Below are 16,636 nucleotides of genomic sequence, written 5' to 3'. Positions count from 1 at the left end.
GTTGCCCTGCCCTCCGGGCGGCATCATAGATCCGCGCGCAGCCCCTCGATCCGGGTATGAAGTCGTCCGGCGAGCCGGTTGTACCGGTCGATCGCGTCTGCGCCGGTGAACTCGCCACGGACGTACCTGGCCTCCTCGTCCTCGATCTCCGCCTCGATGGCATCTCGCTTAGCGAACACCTCCGGGTCCTGCCTCTGCACCCAGCGATCGGCAATTACGGCGAGCAGCGAGTCCTGGGGCTCCAGGGACGGCAGGCGTGAGAGGAATGCCTGGGTCACGTAGTCGTCGATGCTCTCCACCCGAGCCGAGACGCCGGAGCATCCTCGCCCCATCCGGTGGCTGGAGCACTGGTACGACGTGCCGGCCTTGCTCATCCGAGCCCCGCAGAGCCCGCAGCGCGCTACGCCAGTGAGCAGTGACTTGCCCTGCTTGTGGCCGTGCCGCTTTCCCGCCAGAGGAAACGTCCGCGCTTCGAGCTGGCGGAGGATGAGCTCACGCTCCCCGACCGTGATGATCCCCTCACCGATACTCACGGTTTCGAGCGTCTCCGGATCCCGGTAGGGAGAAACCCGGTTCATGTACTCGAGGATGCCGATACATCCTCGCAGGTCGGCGGGGGTGTCCTGGGTGTCTCCCGTATTTCGTCGCCCGCCACGGGGTATCGGCACGGCGGTCACCGAGTGTGCGTGTTCGGCCACCGGATGCGCACGGACCGGGACGGAGAGATGCTCTAGTCACGCAGGGGGGCCACTGCGAAGGAGCAGTTTCCATGGGACGCAAGCCCAAGAACCCCGGTACGCACGAATCCGGCACGCCCGACTCCCAGATGCGCGATTCCGGCATGAGCGACGCCGCCGTGCGGGACCCCGGCGGCAAGCGGATGCGGGACGACGACCGGACGGAGCACCGCGGGCCGGGCTCCGGCATACGGGACGACCACAAACGCGACTCGGACATGCGTGACTCCGACATGCGCGACCGCGCCATCCGCGACGACCACCCCGTCGAGGACGAGGACGACATGCGTCGGGACGGCTTCTAGCAGCCGCGCAGCAGAACGCGTCGAGTCCCCCGCCGCCACGGCAGCGGGGGGCTCGACCGCGTCCGTGCTCAGGCCAGCGCGCGCCCCGTCGTCGCGTCCACGTGGTCCGGTACCTCGTCGTGGCGGTCGCCGACCGTGAGGGTGCCCGTGGGTTCGAACATCAGGATCGCGGCGCCGGCCGGGGCGTACGGCTTGTGCTCGGTGCCGCGCGGGACGGTGAAGACCGAGCCCTTGGGGAGGACGACGGTGCGCTCGCCGTCCGGTTCCCGTAGCGCGATGGTCAACTCGCCCTCCAGGACCAGGAAGAACTCGTCCGTGTGGTCGTGGACGTGCCAGACGTGTTCGCCCTCGACCTTGGCGATGCGTACGTCGTAGTCATTGACGGCGGTGACGATGCGGGGGCTCCACAGGTCGGTGAAGGAGGCCAGGGCGGCGGAGAGGGAGACGGGTTCGCCGCGCAGGACCGGTTCGCCGCGCAGGACGGGTTCGCCGCGCGGGGCGGATCCGCTGATCGGCTCGGGTTCGCTGATCGGCTCGGGTTCGCTGATCGGCTCGGGTTCGCTGATCGGCTCGGGTTCGCTGCTCATAGGGGGATCCTCGGCGGTGGCCGCGCGTCGCCGCGAGTGCTAGAAATCGCATATGCCGCAAGGATCCTCTCAGACGCCGCCCCGTGGGGTGACCCACCGCGGGGCCGCCCACCGCGTCGTCCTCGTGGTCGACGAGAACTCGAATCCCTTCGAGATGAGCTGCGCCATCGAGATCTTCGGGCTGCGCAGGCCCGAACTCGGGCGGGAGCTGTACGACTTCAGGCTGTGCGCCGCCGAGCCACGCACCCGGATGCGGGACGGGTTCTTCACGCTCACCGATGTCGCCGGGCTCGACGCCGCCGAGAGCGCGGACACGCTGATCGTGCCGAACCGGCCCGACACCGACGCCCCGCGCTCCCCCGAGGTGCTGGACGCCGTACGCCGCGCGCACGAGCGGGGCGCCCGGCTCATCGGTTTCTGCTCCGGCGCGTTCACGATCGCGGAGGCCGGACTGCTGGACGGGCGGCGGGCGGCCTGCCACTGGATGTGGGCGGAGTCCTTCCGGACGCGGTTTCCGCGGGTACGCCTGGAGCCGGACGTCCTCTTCGTCGACGACGGGGACATCCTCACCGCGTCCGGCAGCGCGTCCGCGCTGGATCTCGGGCTGCACGTCGTGCGGCGCGACCACGGCGCGGAGATCGCCAACGCGGTCTCCCGCCGGCTGGTCTTCGCCGCCCATCGCGACGGCGGGCAGCGCCAGTTCGTCGAGCGGCCGGTACCCGACGTACCGGACGAGTCCCTCGCACCCCTGCTGGCCTGGGTGCAGGAGCGGCTCGGCGAACCGCTGACGGTCGCGGACCTGGCGACGCGGGCGGCGCTCAGCCCGGCGACGCTGCACCGGCGCTTCCGCGCCCAACTGGGGACGACCCCCCTCGCGTGGCTCACCGGCGAGCGGGTCGCGCTCGCCTGCCGGCTCATCGAGCGCGGGGAGGAACGGCTGGACGTGGTGGCGGATCGCAGCGGTCTGGGGACCGCCGCGAACCTGCGGGCGCGACTGCGCCAGGCGACCGGACTCAGCCCGTCGGCCTACCGACGGCGTTTCGGACCGCCCACCGGGGAACCGGTGAGGGCATGAGATACCTCGTACGCGACCGGCTCCTCGGCCTCGGTGAGGACTACTGGATCGAGGACGACCGTGGCAACAAGGTCTTCCTCGTCGACGGCAAGGCCATGCGGCTGCGGGACACCTTCGAGCTGAAGGACACCGGCGGGCGGGTCCTGATCGACATCCACCAGAAGATGCTCGCGCTGCGCGACACGATGATCATCGAGCGGGACGGCGGTCCTCTGGCGACCATCAAGCGCAAACGCCTGTCCCTGCTCCGCAACCACTACCGTGTGTCCCTCGTCGACGGCACCGAACTCGACGTCAGCGGCAAGATCCTCGACCGCGAGTTCGCCATCGACTACGACAACGAACTCCTCGCCCAGATCTCCCGCCGCCGGCTCCACATCCGCGAGACGTACGGCGTCGACGTCGTACGCGAGGACACCGACCCCGCCCTGCTGATCGCGGTGGCGGTATGCGTCATCCACTTGGCGGAGAAGGAACGGTCGGAGGACTGACGTCGGCTCGGCTGCGAGCAGGCGTGCGGCGAGGGACGGCGCCCCACCCACCCGTCACAGCTGCGGGCAGTCGTGCCGCCGGGGCGGCACGGGTGGGCGCAGCGGCACCCACAGCGCCGGGCTGCGCAACCCACCCCGAGCTCGGCGCCGACGCCAGGTGCCGACGCCGGGCGCCGACGCCGGGTGCCGAAGCAATCAGCGGCGAGGAGCGGCAAGCCCCAGCAACCGGTCCTTCAGCGCAGGGAACTGCTCCCGCGTGGTCGCGACCTTGGCGGGGTCGAAGTCCACGGTGAGGACCTCCTCTCCGGACCCCGCCTCGGCGAGAACCTCCCCCCACGGGTCGACCACGATCGAGTGCCCCGCCTGGGGAACTCCCGCATGCGTGCCCGCAGTCCCGCAGGCCAGCACGAACGCCTGGTTCTCAACGGCCCGCGCCTGCGCAAGCAGCGTCCAGTGCGAGCGCCTCCGCTCGGGCCATCCCGCCGGGATGACAAATGTCTCGGCGCCCGCGTCGACAAGTCCGCGGAAGAGCTCCGGGAACCGCAGGTCGTAGCACGTGGCAACCCCGACCACCGTCTGCGGCAGCCGCACCGTCACCAGCTCGGCCCCCGCTCCCATCAGCACGGCCTCGCCCTTGTCGAAGCCGAACCGATGGATCTTCCGGTAGGCCGCGGCGAGTTCACCGGAGGGCGAGAAGACGAGAGAGGTGTTGTACAGGGGCCCCAGGGGCCCCTCGCCCGCGGCGGAGCCGCTGTCGGATGCCGTCCGCTCGGGAATCGAGCCCGCGTGCAGCCACACTCCCGCGTCGCTCGCCGCCTTGGCCATCACCTCGTACGTGGGCCCCTCCAGCGGCTCGGCCTCCGCCCCGAACCCCTCGTACGCGAACGCCCCGGTCGTCCACAGCTCGGGCAGCACCACGAGATCGGCACCGGCTTGTTCTCGTACGAGAGCCGCCACACGCTGCCGACGCGCATCGACCGATTCCGCCTCGTTTACGTCGATCTGGAGGAGAGAGGCGCGCACACTACCACCGTCCTGGCATTCGAGCCGTCCATACGGGCCTACGATCGTCACACGAAAGCACTGCCGGGGTGCCTCACAGCAGCGTAACTTAGCGTCCCAAGACACCCGCTGCCTGTGCACTGCCCGCGCCCAACCGCCCGAGGGGTCCCGTTCCGTGAGTCTGCATCCCAGCCTTCAGTCCTACGCCGACGCCTGGACCCATTCGATCGAAGCGATATCAGAGCTGGTGCAGCCCCTTGTGGAAGGCGAGTGGAACCGGCGGACCCCGTGCCCCGGCTGGTCCGTCCGCGACCTCGTCTCGCACGTCATCGGGATGGACTGCGAAATGCTCGGCGACCCGCGGCCGATCCACACGCTCCCCCGCGACCTGTACCACGTGACGAACGAGCACCAGCGGTACATGGAGATGCAGGTCGACGTACGCCGCCACCACACCGCGCCGGAGATGACCTCCGAGCTGGAGTACACGATCATCCGCCGCAACCGCCAGCTGCGGAACGAGTCCCGGCAGCCCGACACCAAGGTGCGCGGCCCCCTCGGCACCGAGATCACTCTCGAGCAGGCCATGCGCAACCGCGCGTTCGACGTCTGGGTGCACGAGCAGGACCTCCGCGCCACCCTCGGCCGGCCGGGCAACCTCGACTCCCCGGGCGCGCAGATCGTCCGCGACGAACTCCTCGCCGCGCTCCCGAAGGTGGTCGCCAAGGACGCGGGTGCCCCGGCGAACTCGGCGGTCGTCTTCGACGTCCACGGGCCGGTCGAGTTCCTCCGCACGGTCCGCGTCGACGCCGACGGACGCGGCTCCATAGACGGCGCCCCCTCCCTCGGCCCGGCCGCCTCCCTCGCTCTCGACTGGGAAACCTTCGTCCGCCTGACCTGCGGCCGCGTCCACGCCGACGCCGTCGCGGACCGCATCAAGGCAGAGGGCGACCCGGACCTGACGGCAGCGATCCTCAGGTCACTGGCCATCACGCAGTAGGAAGTTCTCGGCCCGTCCGGCGTTCGAGGACGAGGCCGTCAAGGCCGAAGCGGGGGTCCGGGGGGCGGCAGCCCTCCGGATACGGGACGGGCCAGGGGCGGTGGGGGCGAAAAGAACTACTGCCGCCGCCCCCGCGAACCTACCCTTCCCCCATGACCGATCCCTCGGCCCCACCCCGCCTCACCCGCCTCACCTTCCACGGCCCCCTCTCCGAGGCACGAGCAACGCGCCTGGTGCAGCGCCTGACCCGGACAAACCCCACCACCGTGCTCGACATCGGCTGTGGCTGGGCCGAGCTGATGCTCCGTCTCCTGGCCGCCGCCCCCGGCGCGAAGGGCATCGGCATCGACCTGAACGCCGATGACCTGGACCGCGGCCGACGCAACGCGGCGCAGCGAGGGCTTGCGAACAGGGTCGAGTTCGTCGAGGAGTCCGCACTCGGCACGGCTCACGGCCCCGCCGACGTCGTCCTTTGTCTGGGTGCCGGCCACGCCCTCAGCGAGGCCGAACCCCCCGGGCACACCGTCGAAGCCCTCCGCGAGCTGCGCCGCCTCGTCAGCGACGAGGGCCGCGTGCTGCTCGGCGAGGGGTTCTGGCAGCGCACGCCCACACCCGCCGAGCTGTCCGGGATGTGGCCGGGCGCCTCGGCGGACGAGCAGTACGAACTCCCGGCACTCGTCGATCTCGCCGTCGCGGCCGGTTTCCGGCCCGAGTGGATCGAGACGGCCTCCCTGGAGGAGTGGGAGGAGTTCGAGTCGGGCTACCAGGCGGACGCGGAGGTGTGGCTCGCCGGCCACCCCGACCACCCCCTCGCGGCCGAGACCCGGGAACGCCTGGACCGCCACCGCCGCGCCTGGATGGGCTACCGCGGCGTCCTGGGCCTGGCCTACCTCACGCTGGTCCCCACGACCTGACGTACCACTGCGCATTGACGCACCGCGGCCCCTGACGCATCGCTGGGCCATACGCACCGCTACGCAGGCACGTGCACCGTCTCCACCCGGCTCGCGACCAACCGCTCCCGCTCCCTGCGAGCCGCCTGCTTCCGCAACCGGAAGATCTGGCTCAGGCCGACCGCCTGGAGGACGAACACGGCGGCGAAGGCGACGCGGTAGTTGTCGCCGGTCGCGTCGAGGAGCACGCCGATGGCCAGCAAGGTCGTCATGGAGGCGACGAAACCGCCCATGTTGGTGATGCCGGAGGCGGTGCCCTGACGCTCGGGCGGGTTGGCGGGCCGGGCGAAGTCGAAGCCGATCATCGAAGCCGGGCCGCAGGCCCCCAGCACGACGCACAGCACGATCAGCAGCCACATCGGGTCGTGCTCGGCGGGATAGGCCAACGCCACCGCCCAGACGATCGCCGTCGCCGTCACCGTGCCGAGCGCCAGCGGAAGCCGCGCCGCGTGATGCCGGGCGACGATCTGCCCGTAGATCAGGCCGACCACCATGTTGGAGAGGACGACGAGCGTCAGCAGCTCACCGGCCGTCGCCCGGCTGAGCCCCTGCGCCTCGACCAGGAACGGCAGGCCCCACAGCAACAGGAACACCATCGCCGGGAACTGCGTCGTGAAGTGCACCCACAGGCCGAGCCGCGTGCCGGGCTCCCGCCAGGACGCGGCGATCTGGCGACGGACGTATGCGGCCCCCTGGTGCGGGAACGGCTCCGGCTCGTGTCCGTCGGGGTGGTCCTTCAGGAACAACAGCAGGAGTACGAGGACCACGACGCCGGCGAGGGCGCTGCCCGCGAACGCCGCCGTCCAGCCCACCCCGTGCAGCAGCCGCGCGATGACGAGGGTCGAGACCAGGTTGCCCGCCATGCCGACCAGACCGGCGAGCTGCGCCACCATCGGACCGCGCCGGGCCGGGAACCACCGGGTGCCGAGCCGCAGCACGCTGATGAACGTCATCGCGTCGCCGCAGCCCAGCAGCGCGCGCGAGGCCAGCGCCATGCCGTACGAGGAGGAGAACGCGAAGCCCAACTGCCCGGCCGTGAACAGCAGGACGCCGATGGTCAGCACCTTCTTCGTGCCGAGCCGGTCGACCAGCAGGCCGACGGGTATCTGCATGCCCGCATAGACGAGGAGTTGGAGGATCGAGAAGGTGGACAGCGCGGAGGCGCCCACCTGGAAGCGGTCGGCGGCATCGAGCCCGGCCACCCCCAACGACGTGCGGAAGATGACGGCGACGAAGTAGACGGAGACACCGATGCCCCAGACGGCGATCGCGCGCCGACCGCCGGGCGGGTCTCCGGGCAGCGACAGGGCGGAGCTGGAGCTCATCGGACCTCGCCCCGCGCAAGGTTGGAGAACCAGGAGACGTGCCGGTGAATGATGCCGACGACCACTTCCGCGTCGCCGGAGCGCAGCGCTTCGAGGATCTGCTGGTGTTCGGCGAGCGTCTTGGTGATCCGGTCGGGGTGCGCGTGCATGACGGCGACTCCCATCCTCAACTGCCGGTCTCGGAGCTGGTCGTAGAGCCGGGAGAGGATCTCGTTGCCGCCGCTGCGGACGATCTCCGCGTGGAAGCAGCGGTCGGTGATCGCGGCTCCCGCCAGATCCCCGGCGGCGGCCTGCTCCCTCTGCTGCGCCAGCAACTCCTCCAGACGTGCGATGAGCTGGGGAGAAGCCGGCACGGCCTTGCGCGCGGCATGCTCCTCGACGAGCTGCCGGGTCTCGACCACGTCCGCGATCTCCTGTGCGGAGACGGGCAGGACGAGCGCACCCTTCTTCGGGTAGAGCTTGATCAGCCCCTCGGCCTCCAGCCGGAGCAGCGCCTCGCGCACCGGCGTGCGCGAGACCCCCACGGCCTCGGCGAGCTCGCCCTCGGTCAGCAGCGTCCCGCCCTCGTAACGGCGTTCCAGCACACCCTGCTTGACGTGCGCGTAGACACGGTCGGCGGCGGGGGGTTGCTTCATGGACTGCTTCAGCGACTGGTTCGCGGGCACGGATGGGGCTGAGGGCATGCGCACATCATAGATACAACACGCACCCATGGCCGCGGGCATTCCAGCATGCGGACCACGGGAGATGCCCATGGATCACGCGACGCTTCCGATGTAACCCGCGTCACAAAACTCTCACCCCTTCGCCGTACATCCCTTTCCGCGCCTCACTGGTCCGTACGGGAGACGGCACTGCCATGTGTCGTTCTCCCAGGGGCATTTCGCGCATTCGGAGCGTTCATTTTGATTACCGGCATTAAGGGCACGCGTTTCCGCAGGGCCGCCGCTGTGACTCTCACGACCGGCGCCGTGCTGGCCGCCGGCGCCTTGGGTGCGGCGCCCGCGGGCGCTGTGACCACGCCCACGATCGCCGCCGCGGGCGGCTATGTGATGAACAACGGCACGGGCACGACCCTCTACACCAAGGCCGCGAACACCCGCCGTTCCACCGGCTCCACCACCAAGATCATGACCGCCAAGGTGGTGCTGGCCCAGTCGAACCTCAACCTGGACGCCAAGGTCACCATCCAGAAGGCGTACAGCGACTACGTCGTCGCCAACAACGCCTCCCAGGCGCACCTGATCGTCGGTGACAAGGTGACGGTTCGTCAGCTCCTGTACGGGCTGATGCTGCCGTCCGGCTGTGACGCCGCCTACGCGCTTGCCGACAAGTTCGGCAGCGGCACGACCCGTGCCGCGCGCGTGAAGTCGTTCATCGGCAAGATGAACACCGCCGCGCAGAGCCTCGGCCTGAAGAACACGCACTTCGACTCGTTCGACGGCATCGGCCACGGCGCCAACTACTCGACGCCGCGCGACCTGACGAAGATCGCCAGCAGCGCGCTGAAGAACTCCACCTTCAAGTCGATCGTGAAGACGGTCAGCACCAAGCAGAAGGCCACCACCAAGAGCGGCGGCTACCGCTACTACTCCTGGGAGAACACCAACAAGCCGCTGCTGACCGGCTACACCGGCACCATCGGCGTCAAGACCGGTTCCGGTCCCGAGGCCAAGTACTGCCTCGTCTTCGCCGCCACCCGCAACGGCAAGACGGTCATCGGCACGGTCCTCGCCTCCACTTCCATCGACGCCCGCACGGCGGACGCGAAGAAGCTGATGAGCTACGGCTTCGCCAAGTAGCCGAGGCACACGGACCTTCACCCAGGAGGCCCGCGCACACGACGAAGAGGGCCTGCCGCGAGCCGCGCGGCAGGCCCTCTTCGGTCTGCGGGGATCAGCCGTGCATGAGCGGCGAGCCGTACAGCTCCTTGGTGATCGCGCCCTTGCCGTCGCCCTCGATGTCGTACACGACCGTCGAGTCCGAGGACCAGTACAGGTCCTTGTTGTACGTCACCGACGGCACGGTGCAGGTGCTCGCGGGACCGGGCTCACCGGGGCCCGAGTAGTCGTTGTTGAACAGGGCTGTCCAGTCGTACGTCTTCGAGGCCACGATCGTGTCGCTGCCGCCCGAGTCCGCACGCGACTCGACTCGCGTGGTGATCTTGAACGAGGTGAATCTCTTGCTGTTGTCGATCACCTGGTCGTCGACGATATTCCAGGTGACATTGCTCGACGCGGTCATCTTCCCCGAGGTCACGGCGGCACAGTTCTCTATGTAGTACGTCGTCTCGGGCTTCTGACCCGGGAAAACAATGTTGAACTGGTGCGCGAACGCATCCGAGCACGAGCTGACCGCGGCCGCCGGAGAGGCGAACGCGATATCGCCGGCGAGCGCGCCGCCCACGAGGGCGAACATGGCGAGAGACTTGCCCATCGTCCGGGAATTTCCAACCGTCAAGGGATTTCCTTTCGAGTAGGGCCCACGTCCGAAAAGGTGGGCCCGCCGAACGACTTCCGAGTCGGCGGGCTCGAGCCCTTTTCCCCCCGCCAGCTGCCGAATGGCTGGTCGAACCACCCGACGGTGGTGATCTCAGGCAGGCAAAGATCAAGGAAAGCAGGTAATTCGAAACTTGGCTGGTTCCATTCGCTCGGAACACTCGGGATCCCACGCACAGGGCGCCCCTTCTCGTTCGAGAAGGGGCGCCCTGTGACGGACTGCGGGCTTTACGCCCAGGTGATCAGCCGCTTCGGCTGCTCCAGGATCGCCGCCACATCGGCGAGGACCTTGGAGCCCAGCTCGCCGTCGACCATGCGATGGTCGAAGGAGAGCGCCAGCGTGGTGACCTGACGGGGCTTGACCTTGCCCTTGTGGACCCAGGGCTGGAGCTTGATCGCGCCGATCGCGAGGATCGCGGACTCGCCGGGGTTGAGGATCGGCGTGCCCGTGTCGACGCCGAAGACGCCGACGTTCGTGATGGTGACCGTGCCGCCCTGCATCGCGGCGGGCGAGGTCTTGCCCTCACGGGCCGTGGCCACCAACTCGCCGAGTGACTCGGCCAGTTGGGGCAGGGTCTTGGCGTGGGCCTCCTTGATGTTCGGCACGATCAGGCCACGGGGCGTGGCCGCGGCGATGCCCAGGTTCACATAGTGCTTCTGGACGATTTCCTGGTTGGCCTCGTCCCAGGACGCGTTGACCTCGGGGTTGCGCTTGATCGCGACCAGCAGGGCCTTGGCGATGAGCAGCAGCGGGTTCACCCGCAGCCCCTGCATCTCCTTGTCCTGCTTCAGCTCCTCGACGAGCTTCATCGTGCGCGTCACGTCGACCGTCACGAACTCGGTGACATGCGGCGCGGTGAACGCCGAGCCGATCATGGCCTGAGCGGTCGCCTTGCGGACGCCCTTGACCGGGATACGGGTCTCACGCACCGTGTCGTACGTGACGGCCGGGGCGGGCGCCTGGGCCCGAACCGGAGCCGGGACCTCCGCCACGACCGGGGCCGGGGCGGGTGCCGGGGCGACCGCCGCGTGCACGTCCTCGCGCGTGATGATGCCGTCCGGGCCCGACGGTGTGACCGTCGCCAGGTCGACGCCGAGGTCCTTGGCGAGCTTGCGGACCGGGGGCTTGGCGAGGGGACGCTGCTGGGTGTGTCCGTGGCCGTTGAGCTCGCCCTGGATCGCCGTGGCCGCCAGGAACGGCTCGGGCTGCTGCGCCGGGACCTCGACGCCCTTGCGGGGGCGGCGCTTGGTGGAGGACTCGGCGACGCCGTACCCGACGAGCACAGGCGTGCGCCCCTCGGGCTTGGGCTCTTCGGCGGGAGCCGGCTCCTCGGTGACGGTCTCCTGGGCCGGGACCTGCTCGGCGGGTGCCCCACCGGCCACGTCCACCGCGATGATCACCTGGCCCACGTCCACCGTCGTCCCCTCGGGGAAGCGGAGTTCGCGCACCACACCGTCGTAGGGGATGGGCAGTTCCACGGCGGCCTTGGCGGTCTCGACCTCGCAGACGACCTGGCCGTCGGTGACCTGGTCACCGGGCTGGACGTACCACTTGAGGATCTCCGCCTCGGTGAGTCCCTCGCCCACGTCGGGCATCTTGAACTCGCGGAGCCCCGACGCGTTCTCAGTCATCGTCGTCACGACCCTCTCCTCAGTACGCCAGCGAGCGGTCGACGGCGTCGAGCACCCGGTCCAGGCCCGGAAGGTACTCCTCCTCCAGGCGCGCCGGCGGATACGGGGCGTGATAGCCGCCGACCCGCAGGACGGGTGCCTCCAGGTGGTAGAAGCACCGCTCCGTGATGCGGGCGGCGATCTCCGCGCCCGTACCGAGGAACACCGGGGCCTCGTGCACCACGACCAGGCGGCGGGTCTTCTCGACCGAGGCCTGGACGGAGTCGAAGTCGATGGGGGACATCGAGCGCAGGTCCAGGACCTCGACCGACTTGCCCTCCTCCTGGGCGGCCGCGGCGGCCTCCAGGCAGACCTTCACCATCGGGCCGTACGCGGCGAGTGTCAGGTCGGCGCCCTCGCGCACCACGCGTGCCTTGTGCAGGGGGCCGGGGATCGCCTCGGTGTTGACCTCGGACTTGTCCCAGTAGCGCCGCTTGGGCTCGAAGAAGATCATCGGGTCGTCGCTCTGGATGGCCTGCTGCATCATCCAGTACGCGTCGGACGCGTTCGACGGAGAGACCACCTTCAGCCCCGCCACGTGGGCGAACAGCGCCTCGGGGGACTCGGAGTGGTGCTCGACGGCGCCGATGCCGCCGCCGTAGGGAATGCGGATCACGACGGGGAGCTTGATCTTGCCGAGCGCCCTCGCGTGCATCTTCGCGAGCTGCGTGACGATCTGGTCGTACGCCGGGAAGACGAAACCGTCGAACTGGATCTCCACCACCGGGCGGTAGCCGCGCAGCGCGAGGCCGATCGCCGTGCCGACGATGCCCGACTCGGCGAGCGGGGTGTCGATCACCCGGTCCTCGCCGAAGTCCTTCTGCAGGCCGTCGGTGACCCGGAAGACACCGCCGAGCTTGCCGACGTCCTCGCCCATGATGAGGACCTTGGGGTCGGCGTCGAGGGCCGTGCGCAGCGACTCGTTGATCGCCTTGGCCAGCGCCATCTTCTCTGCAGCCATCGCTACTTGCCCTCCCCAGCATCCGCGAACGACGCCTGGTAGGCGGCGAACTGGGCCCGCTCCTCGTCGACGAGCGCGTGCCCGTCCGCGTACACGTTCTCGAAGATGGCGAAGTGGTCCGGGTCCGGCATGGCCCGTACGACTTCGCGTACTCGTTTGCCCAACGCTTCGCTCTCGGCCTCGAGTTCCGCGAAGAATCCCTCGTCCGCGTGGTTCGAGGCTTCGAGGTACGTACGCAGGCGCAGGATCGGGTCCTTCGCCTCCCAGGACTCGCGCTCCTCGTCGGCCCGGTACTTGGTCGGGTCGTCGGAGGTGGTGTGCGCGCCCATGCGGTAGGTGTACGCCTCCACCAGGGTGGGGCCCTCGCCGCGGCGGGCCCGCTCCAGCGCCCACTTGGTGACGGCCAGGCAGGCGAGGACGTCATTGCCGTCGACGCGGACGCCCGGGAAGCCGAAGCCCTGCGCGCGCTGGTAGAGCGGGACGCGGGTCTGCTTCTCGGTCGGTTCGGAGATCGCCCACTGATTGTTCTGGCAGAAGAACACGACGGGGGCGTTGTAGACCGCGGAGAAGGTGAACGATTCGGCGACATCGCCCTGACTGGAGGCGCCGTCTCCGAAGTACGCGATCACGGCCGAGTCGGCGCCGTCCTTGGCCACGCCCATGGCGTAGCCGGTGGCGTGCAGCGTCTGCGAGCCGATGACGATCGTGTAGAGGTGGAAGTTGTTGCTGTTCGGGTCCCAGCCGCCGTTGTTCACGCCGCGGAACATGCCGAGCAGGTTGGTCGGATCGACCCCGCGGCACCAGGCGACGCCGTGCTCGCGGTAGGTCGGGAAGACGTAGTCGTCCTCGCGGGTGGCCCGGCCGGAGCCGATCTGGGCGGCCTCCTGGCCGAGCAGCGAGGCCCACAGGCCCAGCTCGCCCTGGCGCTGCAGGGAGGTGGCCTCGGCGTCGAAGCGACGGGTCAGCACCATGTCCCGGTACAGGCCGCGCAGCTCTTCGGGGGTGATGTCGGCGACGTACGGGTCGTACGTCGCGTCCTTGACCCGCTTGCCTTCCGGGGTCAGCAGCTGAACGAGCTCGGGCTCGGCGCCCGTCGTACCCGGCGATTTCTTGGCGGCCGGGCTGGTGCGCTTGGCACCGGCGCTCGCGGCGCTCTTCGTACCGGCGCTGCGTCGCGGCTTGCTCGCGGCAGTGCTCTCCACGGTCACGTGTGCTCCTCCGTCGGTCCGGCCCCAGGGGTTGCCGGGTGGCCAGTGCGGCTCGCCTGTTCCAGTACCCGTGCACGGGGTGGGTGCACTCGGCCGGGAACAGGCGTGACAGGTGCCCCGGCGAGCGCCCTGCAACAGTCACGTTACCCAGTGCTTCACAATTCTGTGAAACCCCTCCTGACCTGCGTTTTTGCTTGGATTTCCAAGTACTTTTTAGTCGGATTTCCAAGTAATTCGCGTCCGTCGGGAACAGTCGCTGGTCACAGCACTGGTCACAGCCTTGCAGGAGGCCGGAACACCGGCACGTTATCCCGGCCACCCCGGACTCGGGAAGAGTTCACTTCCGGCAGGGCCGATGGCTGTGTGTGACACTGACTTTGTGCGCGAAGACGGAAAAGTCACCGTATTTCTTCTCGACGACCATGAGGTGGTGCGCCGAGGAGTTCATGAGCTGCTCTCGGTGGAGGACGACATCGAGGTGGTCGGCGAGGCCGGCACGGCGGCCGATGCGCTGGTGCGGATTCCCGCCACCCGACCGGACGTGGCCGTCCTGGACGTACGGCTCCCGGACGGCAGCGGCGTGGAGGTCTGCCGCGAGATCCGGTCCCGCAACGAGGACATCAAGTGCCTGATGCTGACCTCGTTCGCCGACGACGAGGCCCTCTTCGACGCGATCATGGCCGGCGCTTCGGGCTATGTCCTCAAGGCCATCCGCGGCAGTGAACTGCTCTCGGCCGTACGGGACGTCGCCGCCGGACAGTCCCTGCTCGACCCGGTGGCCACCGCCCGCGTCCTGGAACGGCTGCGCGACGGCGGCGGCGCCAAGAACGACGCCGAACTCGCGCACCTCACCGAGCAGGAGCGCAAGATCCTCGACCTGATCGGCGAGGGCCTCACCAATCGCGCGATCGGGGAACGGCTGCACCTCGCCGAGAAAACGATCAAGAATTTCGAGTCTGCTGTCCAAGCTGGGAATGGCACGGCGGTCCCAGGCGGCGGCGTACGTGGCGCGGGTACAGGCGGAGAAGCAGAACCGCTGAGCCGGCTTTTCGCGCACGCCGCCGATTGATTCGGGACTTTCGGCCCCCCACAGGGGGGCGGGTGCCCCTTTTCCGGCGCCCCGAGGTGCCGGAGATTGGGAGGCATGCCCACCGACGAACGGTCCGCCGACGAGCGGTCCGCCGACGAAAAGCTCGCCGTGGAGCTGATCGGCCGCACCGATTACGGCCGGGTGGCCGATCAGCATGCGCGCACTGCCCTTCCTCGCGTTCGCCCGCCACATCGTGGTCGACGGCCGCGTGCTGCTGCGGATGCCCCGCAACTGCGGCTATCACCACGCCTGCGCGGGCAGCGTCATCGCGTACGGCACCGACAACCTGAGCTCCGCGCGACCGGGCGAGAGCCTGTGGTCCGTGCAGGTCGTGGGCCATTGCGAGCCCATCGCGCCGACCGAGGCCGAACGGGAGCTCTTCGGTCCCGCTCCGCGTTTCGTCGACGGCGAGCCCTTCGAACCGGTCTATCTGGGCATCGACCCGCAGTTCGCCACCGTGCACTCGACGGACGGTGGCCTGGAACGGCAGTTCCAGCACATCCTGTGACTCTGCCGTGATCGAAGACGACTGTCTGTGACAACGTCGAGGTCAGGGCCCCGACTCGTGCCCTAGCATCTGCCGCGTGCCGCGTTCCTCTGTACCACCCCCGGTGTCTCACGCGCCCCCTCTGGGCGCCCTCCTCCGCCAGTACGCCGCCGGGTCCGCGCTCACCTGCGATCCCGTCGACCAGGGGCTGCTCAACCGCGGCTACCGGCTGTGCACCACCCGCGGCCGGTACTTCCTCAAGCACCACTTCGACCCCGAGACCGCCGACCCCGCCGCCATCGCCCGCCAGCACCGGGCGACCCAGCGCCTCGCGGACCTCGGCGTTCCCGTCGCCCCACCGCTGACCGGCACCGACGGGCGCACGGTCGCCATCGTCGGGGGCCACTCCTACGCGCTGCACCCGTGGATCGACGGGCGACACCGGCACGGCGGCCAGCTCACCACGGAGCAGTGCGCGCGCCTGGGGGCGCTCCTGGGCGTCGTACACGCGAGTCTGGAACGGGTGATGCCGGCGCAGGGGCGGGCGGCGGCGAGACCGGCCGACGGCGAGTCCACCAAGGGCGCCTGGACCACGGAAGGCGTCGATCCCGCCCGGGGCGCCGACCCCGCCGACACCTTCGCCCTCATCGACCGCCTGCTCGCCCGGGTACGCCGGCACCGTCCCCCCGACGCCTTCGACGAGCTGGCCCGGCACCGGCTCCTGGAACGGCGCGCCCTCCTGGAACGGCACGCCGACCGACGGCCCCCGATGGGCGGCTCGGTGGGCTGGGTGCACGGCGACTTCCACCCGTTCAACCTGCTGTATCGCGACGGCGAACCGGCCGCGATCGTCGACTGGGACCGGCTGGGCGTCCACCCCCGCGCCGAGGAGGCGGTCCGTGCCGCGGTGATCTTCTTCGTACGCCCCGTCGGCACACTCGACCTCACGAAGGTGCGGGCCTACGCGCGCGCGTACCGGCGCGCCGCGGGGGCCACACCCGGCCAACTCACGGCCGCTGTGCACCGCGTGTGGTGGGAGCGCCTCAACGACTTCTGGATACTGCGCTGGCACTACGAGCGCGGGGACACCCGCGCCGATCCCCAGTTCCCGGCGGCCTCGGCGCTGGCGGTGTGGTGGACCCGGGAGTACGAGTCGGTGTGCGAGGCGTTCGTGGGGTGATCCTCACACCCCGGGCAGCCTGGTCGAACGCCACGCGCGCGTGGAGCCCGATTCGGGCCGCACGCG

16 protein-coding genes and 2 pseudogenes are annotated in these 16,636 nt (G+C 69.6%); 9 read left to right on the top strand and 9 right to left on the bottom strand.

Annotated features, from left to right (window positions below):
• Positions 1-23 precede the first annotated feature (23 nt).
• Entirely contained in the window at positions 24-677 is a 654-nt protein-coding gene (locus OG390_RS26520) for a zinc ribbon domain-containing protein (RefSeq protein WP_406171645.1), read from the bottom strand.
• 92 nt (positions 678-769) lie between these two features.
• On the opposite strand from OG390_RS26520, the gene OG390_RS26515 reads away from it, so the two are divergent.
• Positions 770-1,042 (top strand): hypothetical protein, encoded by a 273-nt coding sequence (locus OG390_RS26515; protein WP_406171643.1) that lies wholly within the window; start codon positions 770-772, stop codon positions 1,040-1,042.
• Positions 1,043-1,110: 68 nt separating this feature from the next.
• Here OG390_RS26515 and OG390_RS26510 read toward each other — a convergent pair whose 3' ends face one another.
• A complete protein-coding gene (locus OG390_RS26510; protein ID WP_406177864.1) occupies positions 1,111-1,503 on the bottom strand; it encodes a cupin domain-containing protein in 393 nt (130 codons plus the stop codon).
• A 178-nt stretch (positions 1,504-1,681) separates the two neighbouring features.
• Here OG390_RS26510 and OG390_RS26505 point away from each other — a divergent pair, with 178 nt between their 5' ends.
• The gene (locus OG390_RS26505; protein WP_406171641.1) at positions 1,682-2,704 is read left to right on the top strand and encodes a GlxA family transcriptional regulator; all 1,023 of its coding nucleotides are present in this window, start codon (positions 1,682-1,684) and stop codon (positions 2,702-2,704) included.
• The gene (locus tag OG390_RS26500) at positions 2,701-3,195 is read left to right on the top strand and encodes an LURP-one-related/scramblase family protein (protein ID WP_406171639.1); all 495 of its coding nucleotides are present in this window, start codon (positions 2,701-2,703) and stop codon (positions 3,193-3,195) included. Before OG390_RS26505 ends, OG390_RS26500 begins: the two co-directional genes overlap by 4 nt.
• Positions 3,196-3,390: 195 nt before the next feature.
• Here OG390_RS26500 and OG390_RS26495 read toward each other — a convergent pair whose 3' ends face one another.
• Positions 3,391-4,218, bottom strand: coding sequence for a carbon-nitrogen family hydrolase (locus OG390_RS26495; RefSeq protein WP_406171638.1), 828 nt, complete (start codon positions 4,216-4,218; stop codon positions 3,391-3,393).
• A gap of 154 nt (positions 4,219-4,372) precedes the next feature.
• Between OG390_RS26495 and OG390_RS26490 the strand changes: the two genes are divergently transcribed.
• On the top strand, positions 4,373-5,197 hold the full coding sequence (locus tag OG390_RS26490) for a maleylpyruvate isomerase family mycothiol-dependent enzyme (RefSeq protein WP_399075910.1): 825 nt from the start codon (positions 4,373-4,375) through the stop codon (positions 5,195-5,197).
• A 152-nt stretch (positions 5,198-5,349) separates the two neighbouring features.
• Positions 5,350-6,111, top strand: coding sequence for an SAM-dependent methyltransferase (locus tag OG390_RS26485; RefSeq protein ID WP_406171635.1), 762 nt, complete (start codon positions 5,350-5,352; stop codon positions 6,109-6,111).
• Between the two features lie 59 nt (positions 6,112-6,170).
• Here OG390_RS26485 and OG390_RS26480 read toward each other — a convergent pair whose 3' ends face one another.
• Positions 6,171-7,475 carry a nitrate/nitrite transporter gene (locus OG390_RS26480; protein WP_406171633.1) on the bottom strand — a complete coding sequence of 435 codons (1,305 nt, stop codon included), beginning with the start codon at positions 7,473-7,475 and terminating at the stop codon, positions 6,171-6,173.
• Positions 7,472-8,158, bottom strand: coding sequence for a GntR family transcriptional regulator (locus OG390_RS26475; RefSeq protein ID WP_406171631.1), 687 nt, complete (start codon positions 8,156-8,158; stop codon positions 7,472-7,474). Before OG390_RS26475 ends, OG390_RS26480 begins: the two co-directional genes overlap by 4 nt.
• A gap of 222 nt (positions 8,159-8,380) precedes the next feature.
• Here OG390_RS26475 and OG390_RS26470 point away from each other — a divergent pair, with 222 nt between their 5' ends.
• Entirely contained in the window at positions 8,381-9,277 is an 897-nt protein-coding gene (locus OG390_RS26470; RefSeq protein ID WP_406171629.1) for a D-alanyl-D-alanine carboxypeptidase family protein, read from the top strand.
• 94 nt (positions 9,278-9,371) lie between these two features.
• On the opposite strand, the gene OG390_RS26465 is transcribed toward OG390_RS26470, so the two are convergent.
• The 4 genes from OG390_RS26465 to pdhA form a co-directional block, all read right to left on the bottom strand.
• A complete protein-coding gene (locus OG390_RS26465; RefSeq protein WP_406171628.1) occupies positions 9,372-9,935 on the bottom strand; it encodes a hypothetical protein in 564 nt (187 codons plus the stop codon).
• Between the two features lie 266 nt (positions 9,936-10,201).
• Positions 10,202-11,614: a dihydrolipoamide acetyltransferase family protein gene (locus OG390_RS26460; protein WP_406171626.1), complete on the bottom strand. Its 1,413-nt coding sequence runs from the start codon at positions 11,612-11,614 to the stop codon at positions 10,202-10,204.
• A 10-nt stretch (positions 11,615-11,624) separates the two neighbouring features.
• Positions 11,625-12,605 (bottom strand): alpha-ketoacid dehydrogenase subunit beta, encoded by a 981-nt coding sequence (locus tag OG390_RS26455; RefSeq protein WP_406171624.1) that lies wholly within the window; start codon positions 12,603-12,605, stop codon positions 11,625-11,627.
• Positions 12,606-12,607: 2 nt separating this feature from the next.
• On the bottom strand, positions 12,608-13,813 hold the full coding sequence (gene pdhA / locus OG390_RS26450; protein ID WP_406171622.1) for a pyruvate dehydrogenase (acetyl-transferring) E1 component subunit alpha: 1,206 nt from the start codon (positions 13,811-13,813) through the stop codon (positions 12,608-12,610).
• Between the two features lie 379 nt (positions 13,814-14,192).
• Here pdhA and OG390_RS26445 point away from each other — a divergent pair.
• From OG390_RS26445 to OG390_RS26435, 3 genes and pseudogenes are all read left to right on the top strand, one after another.
• Positions 14,193-14,853: pseudogene (locus OG390_RS26445) on the top strand (response regulator).
• A 104-nt stretch (positions 14,854-14,957) separates the two neighbouring features.
• Positions 14,958-15,411 (top strand): annotated as a pseudogene (locus OG390_RS26440) (pyridoxamine 5'-phosphate oxidase family protein).
• 103 nt (positions 15,412-15,514) lie between these two features.
• Positions 15,515-16,570, top strand: coding sequence for a phosphotransferase (locus OG390_RS26435; RefSeq protein ID WP_406177863.1), 1,056 nt, complete (start codon positions 15,515-15,517; stop codon positions 16,568-16,570).
• Positions 16,571-16,636 lie beyond the last annotated feature (66 nt).

Source organism: Streptomyces sp. NBC_00996, assembly GCF_045162675.1.
GTDB lineage: Bacteria > Actinomycetota > Actinomycetes > Streptomycetales > Streptomycetaceae > Streptomyces.
This window is presented reverse-complemented; position numbering and strand designations above follow the sequence as displayed.

Bases quoted from the DNA above. Each gene is read 5' to 3' on its own strand.
- OG390_RS26515 (WP_406171643.1), top strand. From the start codon at position 770: ATGGGACGCAAGCCCAAGAACCCCGGTACGCACGAATCCGGCACGCCC.
- OG390_RS26505 (WP_406171641.1), top strand. From the start codon at position 1,682: ATGCCGCAAGGATCCTCTCAGACGCCGCCCCGTGGGGTGACCCACCGC.
- OG390_RS26500 (WP_406171639.1), top strand. From the start codon at position 2,701: ATGAGATACCTCGTACGCGACCGGCTCCTCGGCCTCGGTGAGGACTAC.
- OG390_RS26485 (WP_406171635.1), top strand. From the start codon at position 5,350: ATGACCGATCCCTCGGCCCCACCCCGCCTCACCCGCCTCACCTTCCAC.
- OG390_RS26480 (WP_406171633.1), bottom strand. From the start codon at position 7,475: ATGAGCTCCAGCTCCGCCCTGTCGCTGCCCGGAGACCCGCCCGGCGGT.
- OG390_RS26475 (WP_406171631.1), bottom strand. From the start codon at position 8,158: ATGCCCTCAGCCCCATCCGTGCCCGCGAACCAGTCGCTGAAGCAGTCC.
- OG390_RS26455 (WP_406171624.1), bottom strand. From the start codon at position 12,605: ATGGCTGCAGAGAAGATGGCGCTGGCCAAGGCGATCAACGAGTCGCTG.